The following is an 18,875-nucleotide window of genomic DNA, read 5'->3' as shown; positions in this document are numbered from 1 at the left end:
TGATTATATGAGTAGTATAAGAAAAAATAAAGATCTTGTATATAGCTATTGGGCAGGAATTATTCTTTCATTGATGACTGCTTCCCTGGCATCCTGCAGCAAGTATCTGGACGTGACCCCCGAAAATGTAGGTACAATTGATTATGCATTCAGAAATCGTAATGAAGCAGAAAATTATCTTTTTGCCTGTTATGGTACCCTGCAAAGCCTGGCCTCATGTATTGATGATCCTGGCTTTATTACCTCCGGGGAATTGTACAACAATAGCTTCAGTAATTTAAGTACTACGAATTTTCTGATTATCAGCGGTACCCAGAATACAACTTCTCCCTTGCTCAATTATTGGGAAGGAAAAAATGGTGGAAAGGCATTATTCCAGGGAATACGCAGGTGCAATATTATGTTGGATAATATCGATAAACCCATTGATCTTACACCCTATGAGAAAGAAAGATGGATAGCTGAAATCTGCTTTTTAAAGGCGTATTACCATTTTTATTTATTAAGAATGTATGGCCCCGTTCCGATTATGGATAAAACGGAGGACATAAGTCAACCAGCGGAAGAATACCAAAAAAATAGGGCTCCTGTGGATAGTGTGTTCTCGTATATTACAGGCTTACTTGACAAGGCAATACCTGGCCTGCCGGCAGGCATAACGAATACAACGCAGGAATGGGGAAGGATTACGCGGACAATTGCATTGGCTGTAAAAGCAGAGGTTTTGGCTACACAGGCCAGCCCGTTGTTTAATGGAAATCCTGATTATGCTGATTATAAGGATAAGGACGGTACCATGCTGTTTCCCGCCGCTGTCGATAATACAAAATGGAAAAAAGCGGCAGATGCCGTTAGGGAAGCCATCTCACAGGTAGAAGGTGCAGGAGCGAAATTATATACATTTATTCCTACTGCTGCTATTCCAATTAATCTGAATGACTCATTAAAGCTTGTACTGACATTACAGAATGCAGTCACTGAAAAATGGGACTTAAACAACGAATTGATATGGGCTTTAAATAGTACGTTCCCCAACCAGGAAAACTATATTCCCCGTTTAACTGCTAATATAAACGCTCCCGGTAATATAGCCGTGCCCCTGGCTATAACTGAGTTGTTCTATACCAAGAATGGTATTCCTGTTACAGAAGATAAAACATGGGATTATGACAACCGTTTCAATTTGCAGATAGCTGACAGAGTTGATAAATATTATCTTAAAGAAGGGTATACAACTATTAGAGCAAATTTTGACCGCGAAGCACGCTACTATGCAGATATTGCTTTCGATGGTGGTATCTGGTATGGTGGAGGGGCGCTTAATCAGGATGCCACGATGTATGTAGCTGCGAAGAGAGGAGATATAGGTGGAATAACAGAGTTTGGGAGAGCAAATGTGACGGGTTACTGGGCGAAGAAGTTAGTACATTATCAAACAGCAGTTAATTCCAATGGCAGCCTTTCAATAAATAATTATCGTTTGCCACGAATACGTCTGGCTGATCTGTACCTGCTATATGCAGAGTGCCTGAATGAAGCCAATGGCCCTTCTGCAGAGGCCTATAGCTATATTGATAAAGTAAGGGAAAGAGCAAAATTAAAGGGGGTTGTTGCATCCTGGGCCACATACGCGAAAAATCCTGATAAACCCCTTTCAAAAGAAGGCCTTCGGGAAATAATTCATCGGGAAAGACGAATAGAACTCATGTTTGAAGGTAAAGCCGGTTGGGACCTTCGTCGTTGGAAGGAATATGTTAATGAAGTCTCAAAGCCAATTCAAGGCTGGAATGTCAGACAACAGGATATTAATGCCTATTACAGTATACAAACATATTTGATTCCCATCCTCAATATCAAAGATTACTTATGGCCAATTTCAGGCGATGAGTTGCTAAATAATGGAAAGCTTGTCCAGTCACCATTTTGGAAGTAATAGAGGATTTAAAAGTTAAAAGAGATCTGAAATGAAGAAATTAAATTATTCCTGTATTTTATATTTTTTGATTTTATCTGTGATAGCTGGAATCAGTTCCTGTAGTAAGGTTTCTGACTATAATGGACCGGTGGTTGCTGATAAAACGAAACCTGACCCCCCGACCAATATAAGGGTTTCAAATTTTGAAGGGGGCGCTTATATTATCTATAATATCCCAAAATCACAGAACACACTGTATATAGTGGCTGATTATACTATAAATGACAGTACCGGTGCAAAGAGGCAGACAAAGACTAGCTATTATAGTGATACCACCGTTGTAGAAGGGTTTGCGGAATCAAAGGAATATACCATAACCTTAAAGACAGTGACCAGAAGTAACGTTGAATCCGACCCCGTTACGGTGAAAATTCATCCTGAAACTCCCGCTTATTTAATGGTAGCTGAAAGCTTAAAACTTGAATCAACTTTTGGTGGCGTAAATGCCACTGCCAGAAATGCTTCAGGACAGGGCATTACAATTGTATATTTATATAATGATCCTGCTTACGGTAAATATGTAATACGCCAGCAGAAGTATTTTGACGCGCTGGACATCAACTATCCTATGCGGGGATTTGATACACTGCCTAAACAATTCGGCGCTTATGTGACGGACAGATGGGGAAATAAATCGCCTGTTACCTACGCGACTATTAACCCCGTTTATGAAATACTGTTAGACAAATCTAAATTTTCCGCGTATTCTTTAGCATCGGATATTCCTACACAAAATAATTTTCCGATAATGAAAATATGGGATGGAATCGTTGTTGGTAGCTTGAACAATAATTTCTGGCATTCGCAATTTGATCCGATTCTTACGCCCAAACCTGTAAAGCCCTATGTTATCACTTTCGGCATCGGACAGCTCGTAAGTTTAAGCAGGTTTGTTTTTTATCAACGGAATGGGTGGGATGGTCATTATTGGTCGGATGGAGAAGCTGAGAAATTCAGCATATGGGGATCTGCATCGGATGTTCCCCGTGATGCAGTTTTACCGGAGTATGCCCCTGTTGGTACTGTGTTAGGGGACTGGATAAATCTTGGGAACTTTGATTTTCCTGCCCCGCCGTCTGGAAGCCCTCCTTCAAGTCCAACACAAGCGGATATACAGTGGTGGTCTGATGGTGTGGGCTTTGAATTGCCGGTGAATTCTCCCAAAGTGAAATTTTTAAGATTTGCTGTCTCGAAGACATGGGGGGGGAATGAAGTTGCATATATAACAGAACTAACCCTTTATGGAGGCAAATAGGCGGCCCTCCTCGAAAAAATCACTATAAATAGTATTTTATGAAAGGTTTTAATAAATCCAATAAGGATTTTTTTACATTAACCCTTTTAGGGTGCTTGATCATTGCCGGTTGCAAAAAATTGGATACAGACTATAGAAAATTTCTGGAGGGAAAAGAGATAGTCTATCCCGGGGGACCTTCAGACGTAGTAGTTAGTCCAGGATATAAAAGAGTACAATTTACCTGGACTCCAGGCACAGATCCTACTGTATCTAAGTATATGATCTACTGGAACAATTATACAGACTCGGTCAGCTTTGATGTTCCCGATGGAAAGCTGGAACAATTTACCGGAGGCGAGATCAGTAATATTGCGGAGGGTACCTATTTTTTTACAATTTACGCTTTAGATAAACAGAATAATAAATCGAAGACGATTATTATAAACAATGTGAATGTGTATGGAGATCTCTATCTCGGAGGGCTTGTGAACAGGACAATTAAAAGCACAGATCTGGATACTGACAATGTTATTAAAGTTACTTTTAATGACCTTACCGATAGTACCAATATTTCTACTGAAGTTAATTATACTTCTTCATCAGGGGAGAAAAAGATCATTTCCTTAGGTCCGGAACAAAGTATATTCTCTATTAGTGACTGGCAGGTAGGGACATCAGTAGTATATAGATCTTCCTATAAGCCTCAGCCTCAATCCCTGGATACGTTCTATGTGCACAGTTATGATACCCTGCAGATCAAGCAGGATATTACAGCTCAATACCTGAAAAACACTTCACAGCCCTTCCTGTCTGTGCAGTCAAACAACCGCTTCAGAGATCCCCTTTACTGGATCGTCAATGCGCCCGTTCAAAACCACAATAACATGGGTGGATGGGGAAGTGATAACAACACTGTCCTTTGCATGGAATCCGGATGGGGAGCTTCCGATATTATTAACGGGAAAATTTATCAGAGCGTGGTACTGCCTGCGGGGATCTATTCATTTCTAGCTGACCTGGGGCCTTATGGATATGGCAGTAGCCTGGTCCGGATCGTTGCAAAAGAGGGTACGACACTGCCTGACTTTGATGGCGACCAGGTCCCCGGGGCACTTGGAATAGCAGATCTGGCTTTAAAGAGCATTACATTTGTCGTTCCTCAAGCCGGTCCGGTGGCGCTCGGCTTTCTGGTTAAAATGCAAGGGAACCAGTATTGGAGAGTAACCGGAGTCAGGTTATTACGTCATTTCAAATAGTTATATCCAGCAATCTTAAGACAAACATAACTGCAGCTACATATGGCTGTGGGTAATACAGGATTTAAAGAAAAATACGAATGAAGAACATTTTTCCGGCAGTACTAAGTCTGTTTTTTTGTATGCTGACTTTTTCCACGAAAGCACAGGAGGTACGCCGCCGGCTTATATTCAACAAAGATTGGAAATTTATGATGGGTGATCATCCTGCAGCAGACACGCCGGCTTATGAGGACAGCAGATGGGAACAAGTAAGCTTGCCACATTCTTTCAGCATCCCCTATTTTCAGTCGCCTGATTTTTATACAGGATATGGCTGGTATCGTAAATATTTTACCGTAACGGCAAAGGAGCTGGGAAGAAAGCTGAACATTGAGTTTGAAGGTGCTTTTCAGGTAGCAGAAGTTTTTATAAATGGTAAACGGGCGGGAGAACACCGTGGGGGGTATACGGGCTTTTCATTAGACATCTCCCGCCTCGTGCAGGCAGGTGAGAATGTAGTAGCTGTAAGAGTAAATAATATATGGGACCCAGCCTTGGCACCTAGAGCTGGAGAACATGTATTTTCCGGGGGAATTTACCGGGATGTTTACCTGGTCATTACTGACCCGGTGCATGTGGCCTGGTGTGGTACTTTTGTGACAACGCCGCAGGTATCCAGACTCGCAGCAACTGTGCACGTCGCTACAGAAATACAGAATCAGGATTCGATAGCGCACGCGGTGAAAGTACAAACGGTTATCATAGATAAAGCAGGGAAAACTGTGTCGCAGTTTTCATCTGTCAGGACTCTGGCTGCAGGAGATATTGCCACTGTGGATCAGATAAGCCCGGTCATCCCTGGACCTATGTTGTGGCACCCCGATCATCCTCATTTATATACAGCCCTTACTACATTATATGTTGGAAAGCGTAGAGTGGATGAATATACCACTTCATTTGGTATCAGGTCTATCCGGTGGACAGCGGACCAGGGTTTTTTCCTCAATGGTGAACATCTTTACCTGCAGGGAGCGAACGTGCACCAGGATCATGCCGGCTGGGGAGATGCGGTGACGAATGCAGGCATATTCCGTGATGTTCAGATGATGAAAGATGCAGGTTTTAATTTCATTCGGGGATCACACTATCCGCATGACCCGGCGTTTTATGAGGCCTGTGACAGATTGGGTATTTTGTTCTGGTCAGAGAACGTATTATGGGGCATAGGTGGCAGCGATCGCCAGCCGGAGGGATATTGGAATGGCAGTACCTATCCTACAGATGAAAAGGATAGGGCGCCTTTCGAGGCAAGCGTTGAACAACAGCTGGAAGAGATGATCAGGATACATCGTAACCATCCTTCGGTGATTGCATGGTGCATGAGTAACGAACCCTTCTTTACGCTGCAGCAAACAATGGCACCATTGAGAAAATTATTGACGCGGTTGGTAACCCTTACTCACCAGTATGACCCGTCCAGGCCGGCTGCCATTGGCGGGGCGCAGCGTCCATTAGACAGCAGTCGTATTGACAAAATCGGGGACATCGTTGGCTATAACGGCGACGGTGCTACGCTTGCTGTTTTTCTTAAGCCAGGCGTTCCCAGTGTGGTTACAGAATACGGTAGCACTACTGCTGACAGACCTGGTAATTACGAACCAGGATGGGGGGACCTGGCTAAAGACAGCGGCAGGAATGTATACCCATGGCGAAGTGGCCAGGCTATCTGGTGCGGTTTTGATCACGGGTCTATAGCTGGTTCACGGCTAGGTAGAATGGGGCTGGTAGACTATTTCCGTATTCCTAAAAGGGCCTGGTACTGGTATCGTAATCATTACAGGCATATACCTCCGCCGGAGTGGCCTGTAGCCGGAACACCTGCTGCGTTGCGGTTGACAGCAGACAAACTCATAGCAGGCACAGATGGAACAGATGATATACAACTGCGCGTAACCGTCCTGGATAACAAGGGAACTCCTATCAGCAATAGCCCTCCTGTAACCCTGAGCATTGTAACCGGACCTGGAGAATTTCCTACAGGAACAGCAATACAATTTAACGGGAGCAGCGATATCCGTATACAAGATGGACAGGCGGCCATTGAATGCCGTTCCGGTTATGCTGGTATTACGATCGTGCGCGCTACATCGCCTGGGCTTAAGCCCGCTGAACTTCGACTGAATTTTAAAGGAGGACCTGCTTATAAAGAGGAGATTACTCCCCGTGTACAGAATCGCACTTATGCACGGTTTACACGGGAAAAGAAAGGGAAGGAATTGCAGGTGTTTGGTCGTAATAATCCCACTTCAGCAAGCAGTCAGGATGCCCGGCACCTTTCAGGATATGCTGCAGACGGCAACGAGAATACCTGGTGGCAGGCAGCAGCCGGCGACACATCGGCCTGGTGGAAGATAGACGTTGAGAAACGGCTGGCCATGGAGGAGATACATATTAGCTTCCCTTCGAAAAATATTTACCGTTATAGTGTGGAACTTTCTGAAGATGGCCGCCATTGGAAAACTGTTGATGACAGGACAGAAAATAAGGAGGCAGTACAGGAAAGTACAATCCGTTTACACGGAATAATAGCCGGTGCAGTACGGATCCGCTTTCCCATACCCGCTTATGCAAAGCTTGCAGATGTGACTATTACAGGTGAAGTAAAGGAATAAAAAGAAAACACATTAAGATCAGAATATGAAACTATTTCTCCGGTCTTTATTATGCTGTCTGTGTGTTGCTACCATCCTGAAAGGACAGACACATAATAATGACCTTATCAAAGGAGCAGTGCCTGCTCTCCCCCGTAATTTACTTTTATGGTATAAAACACCGGCAGATGCCTGGATAGAAGCGCTTCCTATTGGCAATGGCCGCTTTGGCGCCATGGTTTTTGGACAACCTGAAAATGAACGTCTTCAATTAAATGAAATTACAGTATGGTCAGGCGGCCCACAGCCAGATGTTGATCGTAAAGATGCTTATCAGCATCTGGACTCTATCAGGGAAGCATTAAGTAAGGGGGATTATAAAACAGGAGAAGCCCTCACTGGCCGGTATTTTACATCATCTGCCCCTTATAGCGCATCATATCAGACACTGGGCGATATTAATATCTCTTTCCTGCTGCCGGGCGGGCAAATAACGAATTATAACCGTTGGCTGGATATCGACAAGGCTATTGCCGGAGTTAACTTCACCGCCGGAGGATGTGATTTTTCCAGAGAGATTTTTTCAAGCGCTCCCGACCAGGTAATGGTACAGAAGCTCAAAAGCTCTGTTAAAGGAGGCTTATCCTTCGAAATCACTTTAGACCGTGTTGAAAGGGCTATTACGCTCATGGCAGGAAGGAACAGGCTTGTGATGACAGGCAACACCGGCGGCACGCTTCGTTACGAGGTACAGCTCACCGTGCTGAATAAAGGTGGCATCCTGACTACAAAAGACAATAAAATAATAGTAGAACACGCTGACGGGGCCACGCTACTGGTTACTGCTGCTACATCGTATGTACTGGATTACCATAAAGGTTTTGCAGGGCCTGACCCGCATATCCTGGCTCAGGCCAGGATGGATGCCGCTGCAGGTATAACCTATGAACGTCTCAGAGAAAGGCATATCAGCGACTATCAACACTATTTCCGTAGGGTAAGATTAACCATCGGTAACAACCCGGTAGTACCTATACCTACTGATGAAAGGCTTAAATCTTATGGCGCAGGAAAATCAGACCCTTCCTTTGCCTCTCTTTTTTATCAATACGGACGTTACCTGCTGATCAGTTCAAGTCGTCCGGATAACCCGCTGCCCTCAAATGCACAAGGTTTGTGGGGAGATGGGCTGGACCTGCCATGGAAATGCGATTATAAATCGAATATTAATTTTCAGATGAATTACTGGCCGGCAGAGGTGGCAAACCTGGGGGAAATGCATTTACCTATGATCCGCATGGTCAGTGCATTGGTTGAACCAGGTAGGAAAACTGCAAGGACATATTATGGGCCTTCAACACCAGGTTGGTATTTCGGTTATACCACAAATGCCTGGGCGTGGACAAGCCCCGGGGCTAAATTAGCCTGGGGTGTTTTCTCCGGGGGCAGCGGATGGACCTGTCAGCATCTCTGGGAGCATTATACCTTCAGCCTGGATAAAGCATATCTCCGGTCGGTATATCCTACATTAAAAGAAGCGGCAGAATTCTACTTGGCTACAATGGTCCTGGATAAAGAAGGCTACTGGGTTACATCACCTTCTACCTCTCCTGAAAACCATTTTGTTACCAATAGTGGGGTGAAATGTGATGTTACACAGGGGGCCACAATTGAAAAAGCAATAGTATGGGACCTTTTTGATAATGTGGCAAATGCTTGCGCTGTGTTAAAAGTTGATGAAGATTTCAGGAATAAACTCATCCAGGCAAGGGATAAGATCAGTCCCCTGAAAATCGGTAAAGCCGGCCAGCTAATGGAATGGAATGAGGATTGGGATTTGAATTCTGATGATATAGGACATAGACATGTGTCCCATCTATTCCCCTTGTATCCGGGGCACCAGGTTACAATGCTGGGAACTCCTGAATTAGCGGCAGCGGTAAAAAAATCGCTTGAACTACGGGGTGATAACGGAACGGGATGGTCTATTGCCTGGAAAGAAAACCTTTGGGCCAGGTTACGTGACGGTGATCATGTTCATAGGCTGTTGTCCTGTCAGCTAAGGTACACAAAGGAAACAAGAACGGTGATGGCGGATGCCGGTGGTACTTATCCCAATCTGTTTGATGCTCATCCGCCATTTCAGATCGATGGCAATCTCGGCGCCGTTTCAGGCATCACAGAAATGTTGTTGCAAAGTAATGAAAAGAACCTCACAGGAGCACAGGGGTATATTCTTGACATATTACCTGCATTACCTTCTGCATGGCCGGATGGTTCTGTCTCCGGATTGCGCTCACGGGGAAATTTTGAAGTGGCTGTAGCCTGGGAGAACAGCAGGTTAAAGCACGCTACAATTACATCTCATAAAGGTGGAGAATGTACTGTTCGTACCGCTATTCCTGTAAAAATAAAGGGAATACCTGTGACAAGTGTAAAGAGCAGTGGAGGATATCTGACCTCTTTCCCTACATTACGAAATAAATCCTACCTGTTAATTGGCGAGTAAAAGTTTAAAGTGATCCTAGATACAAATTCCATGTTAATTAAAACACACGTAAAATGCTTAACCAGTTCGTCAACCCTCGTAAATCTACAAACGTTCTCAGACGTTTAGTTTTTCTGACATTTGCAAAACTCTTTTTAATTACTACTTTTTTTTTACTTAGATATTCTGCCGTTAATGCACAAGCAGCTTTTGTTCACCCCGGAATACCCCTTACGTCGTCGGATCTGGTCACGCTTAAAAAGCATGTCCAGGCCGGCGACTATCCATGGAAGCAGGCTTATGATCAGTTGGTTGCGGATGGACATTCTTCGCTTTCTTATACAATGCAGGGCCCTTTTGTCACAGTTTCGAGAAATCCTAATATTAACCTGAACCAATGGCGCAATGATATGATTGCCATCTGGAATCTTTCGTTGATGTGGTATTTTACCGGCAATCAGGCTTATGCAATAAAAGCAAGGGATATTCTACTGGCCTGGGCCAATACACAAACCCAGTTTCTTGGAGTGGAAGCAAATCTTGATCTCGGAGATTATGCTTATGCCTGGGGGGGGGCAGCATCTATATTAAGAGGAACGTGGAGTGGCTGGACAACTGCCAACACTGCTACTGTAAAAAATTTCTTTAATAGTATTTACTGGCCAGCCTCAGGGTGCCATATCATCGGCTTAGGGCCTGCCAATAAAGGTGCGCTAAGTATAGCATCTGGTGCCGCAATAGCAGCATTTTCAGATGACTATGCTAAAATAGACCGGGTTATCTACCTGTTCCGGTACAGTGGTTCTGCCGGTTTCCCAAATACCTTGCCCAATGGCCAGATAGGTGAAAGTGGGAGGGACCAGGGGCATGCGAATGGAACTATTTTAAGTTATGCCTTTGCTGCTGAAGTCCTATGGAAACAGGGGATTGATCTTTTTTCTGAGTATGAGAACAGGCTGCTTGCCACTGGCGAATACTTTTCACGGAAAAATTCAGGTGTGCCGCAAAGATATATTACATATGGTACTACCGATGCATTATATTGGACAGATCAGACAGATATTTGGGGAGGAGGCAGAATGATGTTTATGATACTGAATGGTGCGTATGGGGTAAGAAAAGGCATGCAGTTGCCATACGTGAACAAGCGATTGTTCAATGGCAGCAGGATAGGTGCAACGGATACATGGTTTTACAAAACATTGGACAGCTCTACAGCATCTATTGCCCCTGGTAATATTGTAATACCTCCTGCCACACTTTCTGGCTCCGGTCTTACTGACTTTGATATCGGTGACGCATCGCCGGTTGGTAGTAGTAGCTTCAATAATAACACATGGACGGTGACTGGTGGCGGCCTTGATATGTGGACACATGGAAGCGAGTCGTTCCACTTTGTTTACAAAGAGGTAACTGGCAACTGCAGCATAATAGCAAAAGTTGAAAGTATAGGTAGTACCTCAACTGCTGCTAAAGCCGGTGTAATGATACGTTCTGACCTGACCGGCAACGCCGCCCAACGGGTTTGGATGGCTATTACTCCCCTGCAGAGAGGAGAGGGATTTATGCATGGTTGGGCCGATGTATTTGGAGGGGCAAATTGGGAAAAGCAATCCAGAGGTATTCCCCAGGTTCCATATTGGGTGAAGATTGAACGTATAGGTGAAAAGATAGCAACTTATTATTCGCCGGATGGCGCCAGCTGGGCGGCAGTAACAGAAGGTCGTTTTCCTGGGTTTAGCGGTACTGCTTATATAGGTTTAGTAGTTAGTTCGGGTACAAATAGTACACCTATTACTTCTACTTTCAGCAATGTAAGTATGACCGGTGGATCCGGGGGAACTGTCACAAAACCTGCTGCACCTTATTCAGTACATGCTTGCGGCGGAGATGGACAGGTACAGGTTCGCTGGTTAAGTTCATTTGGCGCAACAGGCTATAACCTCAAAAGATCTGCTTCACCAGGTGGCCCGTTTACAACGATTGCAGGAAATCTTCACCAGAATAGTTTCTTTGATAACAATGTTGCGAATGGGCAGACCTATTATTATGCAGTAAGTGCCGTCAATGATGCTGGTGAAAGTATTGATTCTCCCGTTGATTTTGCGAATCCCAGGCTGGCATATGTATCTGTGCCCATTAACGGCATGTATAGAATTATTGCAAGGCATAGTGGCAAAGTATTAGGTGTACGCGGCGCTGTCACTACAGACGGAGGCCTGATAGAACAGAATACTTATACATTTGCTGCAAACCAGCATTGGAACGTTACACATCTGGGCAATGGTGAATATAAATTAATCAATGTGTTAAGCGGCAAAGCATTGGATGTTGCAGGTGATTCTATTGTTGATGGATCAGCCCTGGAACAAAGAGCTTATTCCACAAGCGACACAGGCCAGGTTTGGAAGATTTTTGACCGTGGAGATGAAACTTACAATATTATTGGCAAACAGAGTGGAAAAGCCGCAGAAGTAAAAGGCGGAGGTGCTGCCGATGGTGCTGCTGTATCACTTTATAACTGGACGGATGGGAATAACCAGATTTACATTTTTGAACCCGTTATACTGCAGGATTTGTTTGAAGCGCTGCGGAAAAAACTGGCCGAAGCCATAAACTGGAGAGATTCCACGTTAACTACTGCCACTGGTGAATTAGGTAAGTATCCTTTAGCGGTCAACAATATGTTAAATGATACAGTGCTATTTGTGCAGCATAATTTCGATAGCCTTACCACTACAGTGAATGAGGCTGGCTGGTATATTACTATGCTTACCAATGCTATCAACAGGTATAAATCCGCTTACCTCTTTGAGACAAATAACCTGGCAGATGGTGTTTATTATATAAAGCCATATGGGCTGAATACTTTCTGGACTGGTAACACCACCAATTCCCCATCTTTTGAATCGGAGAATGTCAACAGGAATCTGCAGCGCTGGCGTATAGCCAAAGAAAGTAATAACCGTTACAAAATCACTTGCCTCACAGCGCCTGTTACGCCTTATAAGAATTTCATCAATGAATCGGCGCAGTTTAGTATTAACGATTATTATGTAGAATGGAATACTATGAATATTTATTATAACGGTACTTCTTACGCGCTTCAAAGGGCTCAGAGTGCCGGGAACGGCTATTGGTATATAAACAGCAGCAAGATCCTGGCTGTTGGAGGAGGTACAAATGATCCGTTCCCAGGAAGCTTTCCTTTCACTCTTATACCATCTCCTGATAGTCAGTCGATTGTTTTTGATAGCCTGGCCCCCAGGTTGATTGGCGATACTGCCTTTGCACTCGAGGCCAGGTCCAGCGCAGGACTGCCGGTAATTTTTTCAAGTTCTGATACAACTGTTGCACGCATCTTAGATGGAAAACTATATATGTTGAAGCCGGGTACAGCTGATATCGCGGCCAGTCAGCCAGGTACAGATAAATATGACGCTGCTATCCCGGTTGTACGCCGGTTGAATGTGCGTGATCTGGGTATATCGCTGCTTTATGCAGATGGGGATGCTGGTAATCTATCCAACAATTCTGTTAAACCATATTTTAAACTAATTAACAACGGTAGCATAGCGGTTGATCTATCGCAGATCACCATTCGGTATTGGCTTACCCCTGAAAATTTTAACGGTGCCATCAATGGATGGATTGACTATGCTCAATTGCCCATAGGAAATCTTGCCCTCCGTTACGTAGAAACGCAGACTGCACGGCAAAAGGCCATTGGATATATGGAATATGTTTTCACACCGTCTGCCGGTATGTTGATGACAGGAAGTAATACCGGGGAAATACAATCCCGGTTGGCCAATAGCAATTGGGCTGACCTGGACGAAGAGAATGATTATTCTTACCTGTCTGCTACGTCATATACGGCTAATCAACAAGTTACTGTTTACCGTAATGGCGTGCTGGTATGGGGAATAGAACCATCGCAGGTCCCCCCTGCATTAGCTGTCCGGGTATTTACGGAAAGCAGATCATCTGGCAGTAACACCATTAATTCAATAATGCGGTTGCAGAATGAAGGTAACCGGGCGCTGAATTATAATGACCTGAAAGTAAGATACTGGTTTACCAGGGATGGAGAAGCTCCGCTCAATTACTGGTTGGACTATGTTGCTTCAGGTGATATGCAGGTTACCGGGCTATTTATGAAGCCAGGGATTATGAGTGACAGTGCAGATATCTATCTTGAATTATCATTTACATCAGGTCATAGCAAACTTTATCCACTGTCCAATACCGGGGATATACAATATAGGATAACAAAACAGGATTGGTCGGCTTTCAATCAGTTGAATGATTATTCTTACCTGTCTTCTGTCCCGCTGGCGGAAAATAGCCGGGTAACTGTCTACTACAAAGGCAATCTGCTGTATGGCGTTGAACCTTCAATAGGACTTAACGCGGCACGGCAGGCAGCGCCTGTGACTATGGCAAAGGAATCGTCAATGCCTAGGGTATACCCTAATCCAGCGCAAAATATGTTTTACATCCGACTGGGCATGAAGCCGGGAACGAGCAGATATACTTTTACAGTCCGTTTGATGGACAGCCAGGGCCGGCCAGTGTTTAACAGGAAAATAAGTGATTATAAAGGAGGGGTTATTGAGCTGCAGATTCCTGTTCAAATGCCGGCAGGTATTTACTGGGTTGTCATAGACGGTGAAAATCCGATACCGCTTACAATAATTAAGTAATAAACAAAGAATATTGTTTCGGTTTGACACGCCGCTGTCGGGTCAAACTATTCCTGAAAAAATCAAACTTAGATAAAACAAGAACGAGGATGATTAAATTGAAAAAATTTCGCTCAATCTTTATGATTATCACCAGCCTGGTAGTTTTGGATGCAGCTAGAGCACAACGGCCTGTCAGGCCAGGTGAGATCTGGCCCGATAATGAAGACCATCATATCCAGGCACATGGGGGGCTGGCCCATGGTCAGAATTTAAAGATATTGCGCCACCAGCCAGTAATAAATATAATTCACAATCTACCATGATGATTAAGGTGGTGGGATCAAAATCAACCACCGTCATTTTTATGGCTGATCAATGGAAGCCTCAGTCCCAATGGGACTCCCGTTACTTATGGATGCCTCTGGAAATTGGCGGAGGGAAGCTTTTATTGCCGAAGCCGCAGTCCTGGTTCTTGAACATCAGGACCGGAGAAGTGAGTAAAATAAGTTCGGGTTCTTAATGCTACAGATGGAATATGAAAATACACCTAGTGTTTATTAACAGCAGTATGAGCAATATGATAAGGATGGGAACTTTATGGATCATGTGCCTGATCTATGGTTTGGCTGGAATCTGTCAGACAAGAAAGACCTATAATGTTCAGTCGCCTGATAAATCAACTTCATTTGAAATACGAACTGACAGTTATGGGCAATTGCAGTATAGGATGTCATACAATGGTCGTAAGATTATTGACTGGTCTGAATTGGGTATTGTTACCGCCAGCAGAAAAAAACAGGATAAAAACTTCATTACGGGAATAAAGAAAGTCGCACACAAGGAAACGTTTGCATGGCTATTTGGAGAATGCGACTCTATTAAAAATAATTATAACGAATTAATAGTTCAATGTACAAGGCAAGAGTTGCACTATGGTATCGTAGTGAGAGCATTTAACCGAAGCGTGGCTTTCCGTTATTTGTTGCAGAAAGCAATTGAATCGCCTTTCAGGTTTATAAATGAAGCTACAACTTTCCAGCTAGCAGGAAATTATACCCTGTTCCAATATAATCAGGAATCTGTGTTTACTCCAACAGACATAGATACACTAAACAAGAACTGTGATTTACCAGCCACACTCACAAACGGAGAATTATATATCAGCATTGGGGAGGCTGATAATAACCAATTCACTAAAGCTGAGTTAAAAAGAGGCAAGGAGAACAGCAGTCTTATAATAGAATATGTAAGAGACAGTACAGTTGTCATTACTGGAAAATGGTTAACACCCTGGCGGAGTATCAGCGTTTCAAAAACGGCTATCGGCCTGCATGATTTCAGCGATCTTGGATTGAGATTAAGTCCGGCTTCAAATCGCCCCGTTTCTCCCGCCATTAAGCCAGGAAAACTGATCAGGGCACAATTGAATACTCAAAGTGGCCTGGATTGTATTGATTTTGCTGCCAGACATCATTTTCAATACATCATGTATGACGCCGGCTGGTATGGCGCAGAATTTTACAGTTCTTCGGATCCTACACAGGTAATACCTGCCATTGATATGCCAAGGGTGATTACTTATGGTAAAGAAAAAGGGATTGGGGTTATACTGTATGTAAACTATGTAGGGCTGAAGGAGAAGCTCGATACCATTTTACCCTTATATAAAAACTGGGGTGTTGCAGGCTTGAAATTCGGTTTTGTAGATGGTCTTACGCAGAACGGGATTATCTGGCTGAATAATGCCATTCAGAAAGTAAATGAATATGGATTTGTACTTAATATTCATGATAACTATAAACCCACAGGGTTAAGCAGGACTTACCCTGCTTTACTTACACAGGAGGGTGTCAGGGGAGATGAGAACAGCCCTGATGCCTTCCACAATACGGTACTTCCGTTTACCCGATTCCTGGCTGGAGCGGCTGATTTTACATACTGTTTTCCCAATTCCAGGAATAGTTTCAGTAAGAATATCAAGGTAAGTAAGGTCCAGCAACTATCCTTGGCAGTAGTATATTACAGTCCCTTGCAGGCAATATTCTGGTATGGTCAGCCCATTGACTATACAAATGAAGAAGAAATAGAGTTTTTTAGCTGTTTGCCAACGGTATGGAATGAAAGTTACTATCTGGCCGGCGGGATCGGAAAGAACATCGCAGTAGCGCGTAGACACGGAGATACATGGTATATTGGATGTGTTTCAGGATTTGAAAGCTGGGTAACCGAATTGAAAATGGGTTTTTTGCCCCCCTCAATAACTTATGAAGCAACTATTTATGAAGATGATGACAGTGGTGGGATTCATAAACGTACAGAGGTAGTGCATAAAGGAAATATGTTTCCTGTAAATATCCGCGCTAAAGCCGGACAGGCAATCATTTTACGAGAAAAGACTAGTCTGCGGAATACAGACAAAAAGCAGAACAACTAAAAAAGAGCGTTATAAAGAAATATTAGGAGCATGATTAATTAAGAGAGCATAAGCACTTCAGTCCGGAATAGAAATATTATTAATTTGAGTGCAACGTGGATGAAGCACCTGACTTCGGGGCAATTTTGTACTTTAAACAGGTATATTTGAAAATTATGCATTTATCGGGCCTGATAATTTCTGCATGTTTTGCTACATTGTACTTTAAATAATTAAAGTTACGAGAATGGCCAGTCAGGGAACAAATGAAGATCTGGACGAAAAGAAGCTTTTCGCCCGGGTGGCAGATGGAGATGAAGAAGCATTTAATATTATCTACCACCACTTTATTACACTTCTGGGGGGAGCTGTGTTCCGGATCGTGAAATCGGAACGGGATATGGAAGAAGTTTTACAGGAAGCCTTTCTGCGTGTCTGGCTGAACCGGGATACAATACCTGGCCTTACCAATCCCGGGGGATGGATACGCCGGATAGTGGTAAACGAATGCTATCGCCTGCTGAAGAAAAAGGGGCTTCGCGAAAGATTACATGAAAACTTGCTTTCCCTTGCCGGAGAGAATGCCATTTCAACACACCATACTGCACAACAGGTAGCGCTGAATGAAACCAGGCGTATTGTTCAGGAAGCTATTGCTGAGCTTTCTCCGCGTCAATATGCGATTTATAAGCTAAGCCGGGAACAGGGGAAAACCACCCCTGAGATTGCCCGTATATTGGGATTGACGCCTGATTACGTAAAGAAAACACTTGCCACTGCACTGGAGAAGATCCGCAGAAAGCTAAAAGCTGCCGGAAAGCTTCTGCCCTCCACTTTATTTTTTTTCTGAAAATTTTTTCCCGGGTATACCCCCCTTTTCCCATTTCAAAGGTCAATTAAGTATAGAGATTCAATGGAACAGCAAAAACTAGCTTATTTATTAGACCGCTATGCGGATAATACTATTACCAGTGAAGAAGAAAAAGAATTCCTGGAATACCTGCAGACCAATCCCGGTAGTGAACTGGCAGAGGATGTAGGAGACGCTTTTTTGCTTGCCAATCAACATATTAAGACCAACCTGAAACCTTACCGGGATATTGCCGCTAATATAGTGGTGGCAGACAGGGTACCTCGTATGAAAGCACAACAGCGTCTTCTGTTCCGCATATTTCCGGTCCGTGTCCGTGCTGCTGCTGCGGCAATATTACTGGTGCTTGCTGCAGGAAGCTATTTATGGCAACGGCCAAAGAAAGCACCGGCCGGACAGCCACAAGCTGTTGCTGATATAGCTCCTGCCAGGTATGGCGCTATGCTCACCCGTAGTAACGGTCAGCAGCTATTGCTGGATAGCATTCACACCGGTAGGATAAGTGAAGAGGAAGGCACCGATCTGGTATTTGATAAAGATAATCTGTCCTACCAGGGAGGAGGTGTTGGGGACCGGCTTGTATATAATACTATTACAACACCTAGGGGTAGAACTTTCCACCTCACTTTGCAGGACGGTACCGGTGTATGGTTGAATGCGGGCAGTTCCATTACTTACCCCGTGGCATTCACAGGTAAAGAAAGAAATGTCAGGATCAGCGGGGAGGTATATTTTGAAGTAGCAAAGTTGGCCGGTCAGCCGTTTATAGTAGATATTAATGGTAAAGCGAATGTTCAGGTACTGGGTACTCATTTTAATATTAATGCTTACGGAGACGAGCCATTTATAGAAACAACATTGCTGGAAGGAGCTGTGAAGGTATCCCGGAATATACAGCAGGCAGTGGACAATACAATATTAAAGCCAGGTCAGCAGGCACGTATTACTGAGAATAGAATGATGACTGTAGATGAAGTACAGTTGAATGAAGTAATGGCATGGCGTAACGGGCTCTTCCATTTCAGCAACGCTACTGTGCCCCAGATAATGCGGCAACTAGCCCGCTGGTATGACGTTGAAGTACGTTTTGAAGGTACTCCCCCTGTACGTACATTTTCAGGGGAGATTGGACGGGATCTCAGCCTGCAACAGGTACTGGCAATTCTTAAATCGATGCGCATCAATTATACGGTGAACAATAAACAACTAACAATTACAGACTAGTTACAGGACATTTACTATAGAATAAACTAGAGCCAGCTAAAAAGAGTTTCCCATAAAGGGAGAAAGGAGATCTATGGAAATAAACCGGGG

At 43.9% G+C, this 18,875-nt stretch carries 9 protein-coding genes; all 9 read left to right on the top strand.

Features of this window, described 5'->3' with window-relative positions; genetic code table 11:
• The first annotated feature begins 7 nt into the window (after positions 1–7).
• The 9 genes from GO493_RS18950 to GO493_RS18910 all read left to right on the top strand — a co-directional run bounded on the left by GO493_RS18950 (position 8) and on the right by GO493_RS18910 (position 18,785).
• A complete protein-coding gene (locus GO493_RS18950; RefSeq protein ID WP_157307801.1) occupies positions 8–1,933 on the top strand; it encodes a RagB/SusD family nutrient uptake outer membrane protein in 1,926 nt (641 codons plus the stop codon).
• Positions 1,934–1,964: 31 nt separating this feature from the next.
• Complete coding sequence (locus GO493_RS18945) at positions 1,965–3,230, top strand: DUF4959 domain-containing protein (protein WP_157307800.1); 1,266 nt, start codon at positions 1,965–1,967, stop codon at positions 3,228–3,230.
• Positions 3,231–3,349: 119 nt separating this feature from the next.
• Positions 3,350–4,468: a DUF4998 domain-containing protein gene (locus GO493_RS18940; RefSeq protein ID WP_198315764.1), complete on the top strand. Its 1,119-nt coding sequence runs from the start codon at positions 3,350–3,352 to the stop codon at positions 4,466–4,468.
• A gap of 122 nt (positions 4,469–4,590) precedes the next feature.
• A complete protein-coding gene (locus GO493_RS18935) occupies positions 4,591–7,122 on the top strand; it encodes a glycoside hydrolase family 2 protein (RefSeq protein ID WP_157307798.1) in 2,532 nt (843 codons plus the stop codon).
• A 25-nt stretch (positions 7,123–7,147) separates the two neighbouring features.
• Positions 7,148–9,610, top strand: coding sequence for a glycoside hydrolase family 95 protein (locus GO493_RS18930; RefSeq protein ID WP_157307797.1), 2,463 nt, complete (start codon positions 7,148–7,150; stop codon positions 9,608–9,610).
• 389 nt (positions 9,611–9,999) lie between these two features.
• Entirely contained in the window at positions 10,000–14,295 is a 4,296-nt protein-coding gene (locus GO493_RS18925; protein ID WP_198315763.1) for a cellulose binding domain-containing protein, read from the top strand.
• A 517-nt stretch (positions 14,296–14,812) separates the two neighbouring features.
• Complete coding sequence (locus GO493_RS18920; RefSeq protein ID WP_157307795.1) at positions 14,813–16,711, top strand: glycoside hydrolase family 97 protein; 1,899 nt, start codon at positions 14,813–14,815, stop codon at positions 16,709–16,711.
• Between the two features lie 226 nt (positions 16,712–16,937).
• Positions 16,938–17,540 (top strand): RNA polymerase sigma factor, encoded by a 603-nt coding sequence (locus tag GO493_RS18915; RefSeq protein ID WP_157307794.1) that lies wholly within the window; start codon positions 16,938–16,940, stop codon positions 17,538–17,540.
• 63 nt (positions 17,541–17,603) lie between these two features.
• Positions 17,604–18,785: a FecR family protein gene (locus tag GO493_RS18910; protein ID WP_157307793.1), complete on the top strand. Its 1,182-nt coding sequence runs from the start codon at positions 17,604–17,606 to the stop codon at positions 18,783–18,785.
• Positions 18,786–18,875: the final 90 nt, after the last annotated feature.

The organism is Chitinophaga tropicalis, from assembly GCF_009758205.1.
In the GTDB taxonomy this organism is placed as follows: Bacteria; Bacteroidota; Bacteroidia; order Chitinophagales; family Chitinophagaceae; genus Chitinophaga; species Chitinophaga tropicalis.
The sequence above is the reverse complement of the archived record's forward strand: the minus strand, read 5'-3'. Positions and strand labels throughout refer to the sequence as shown.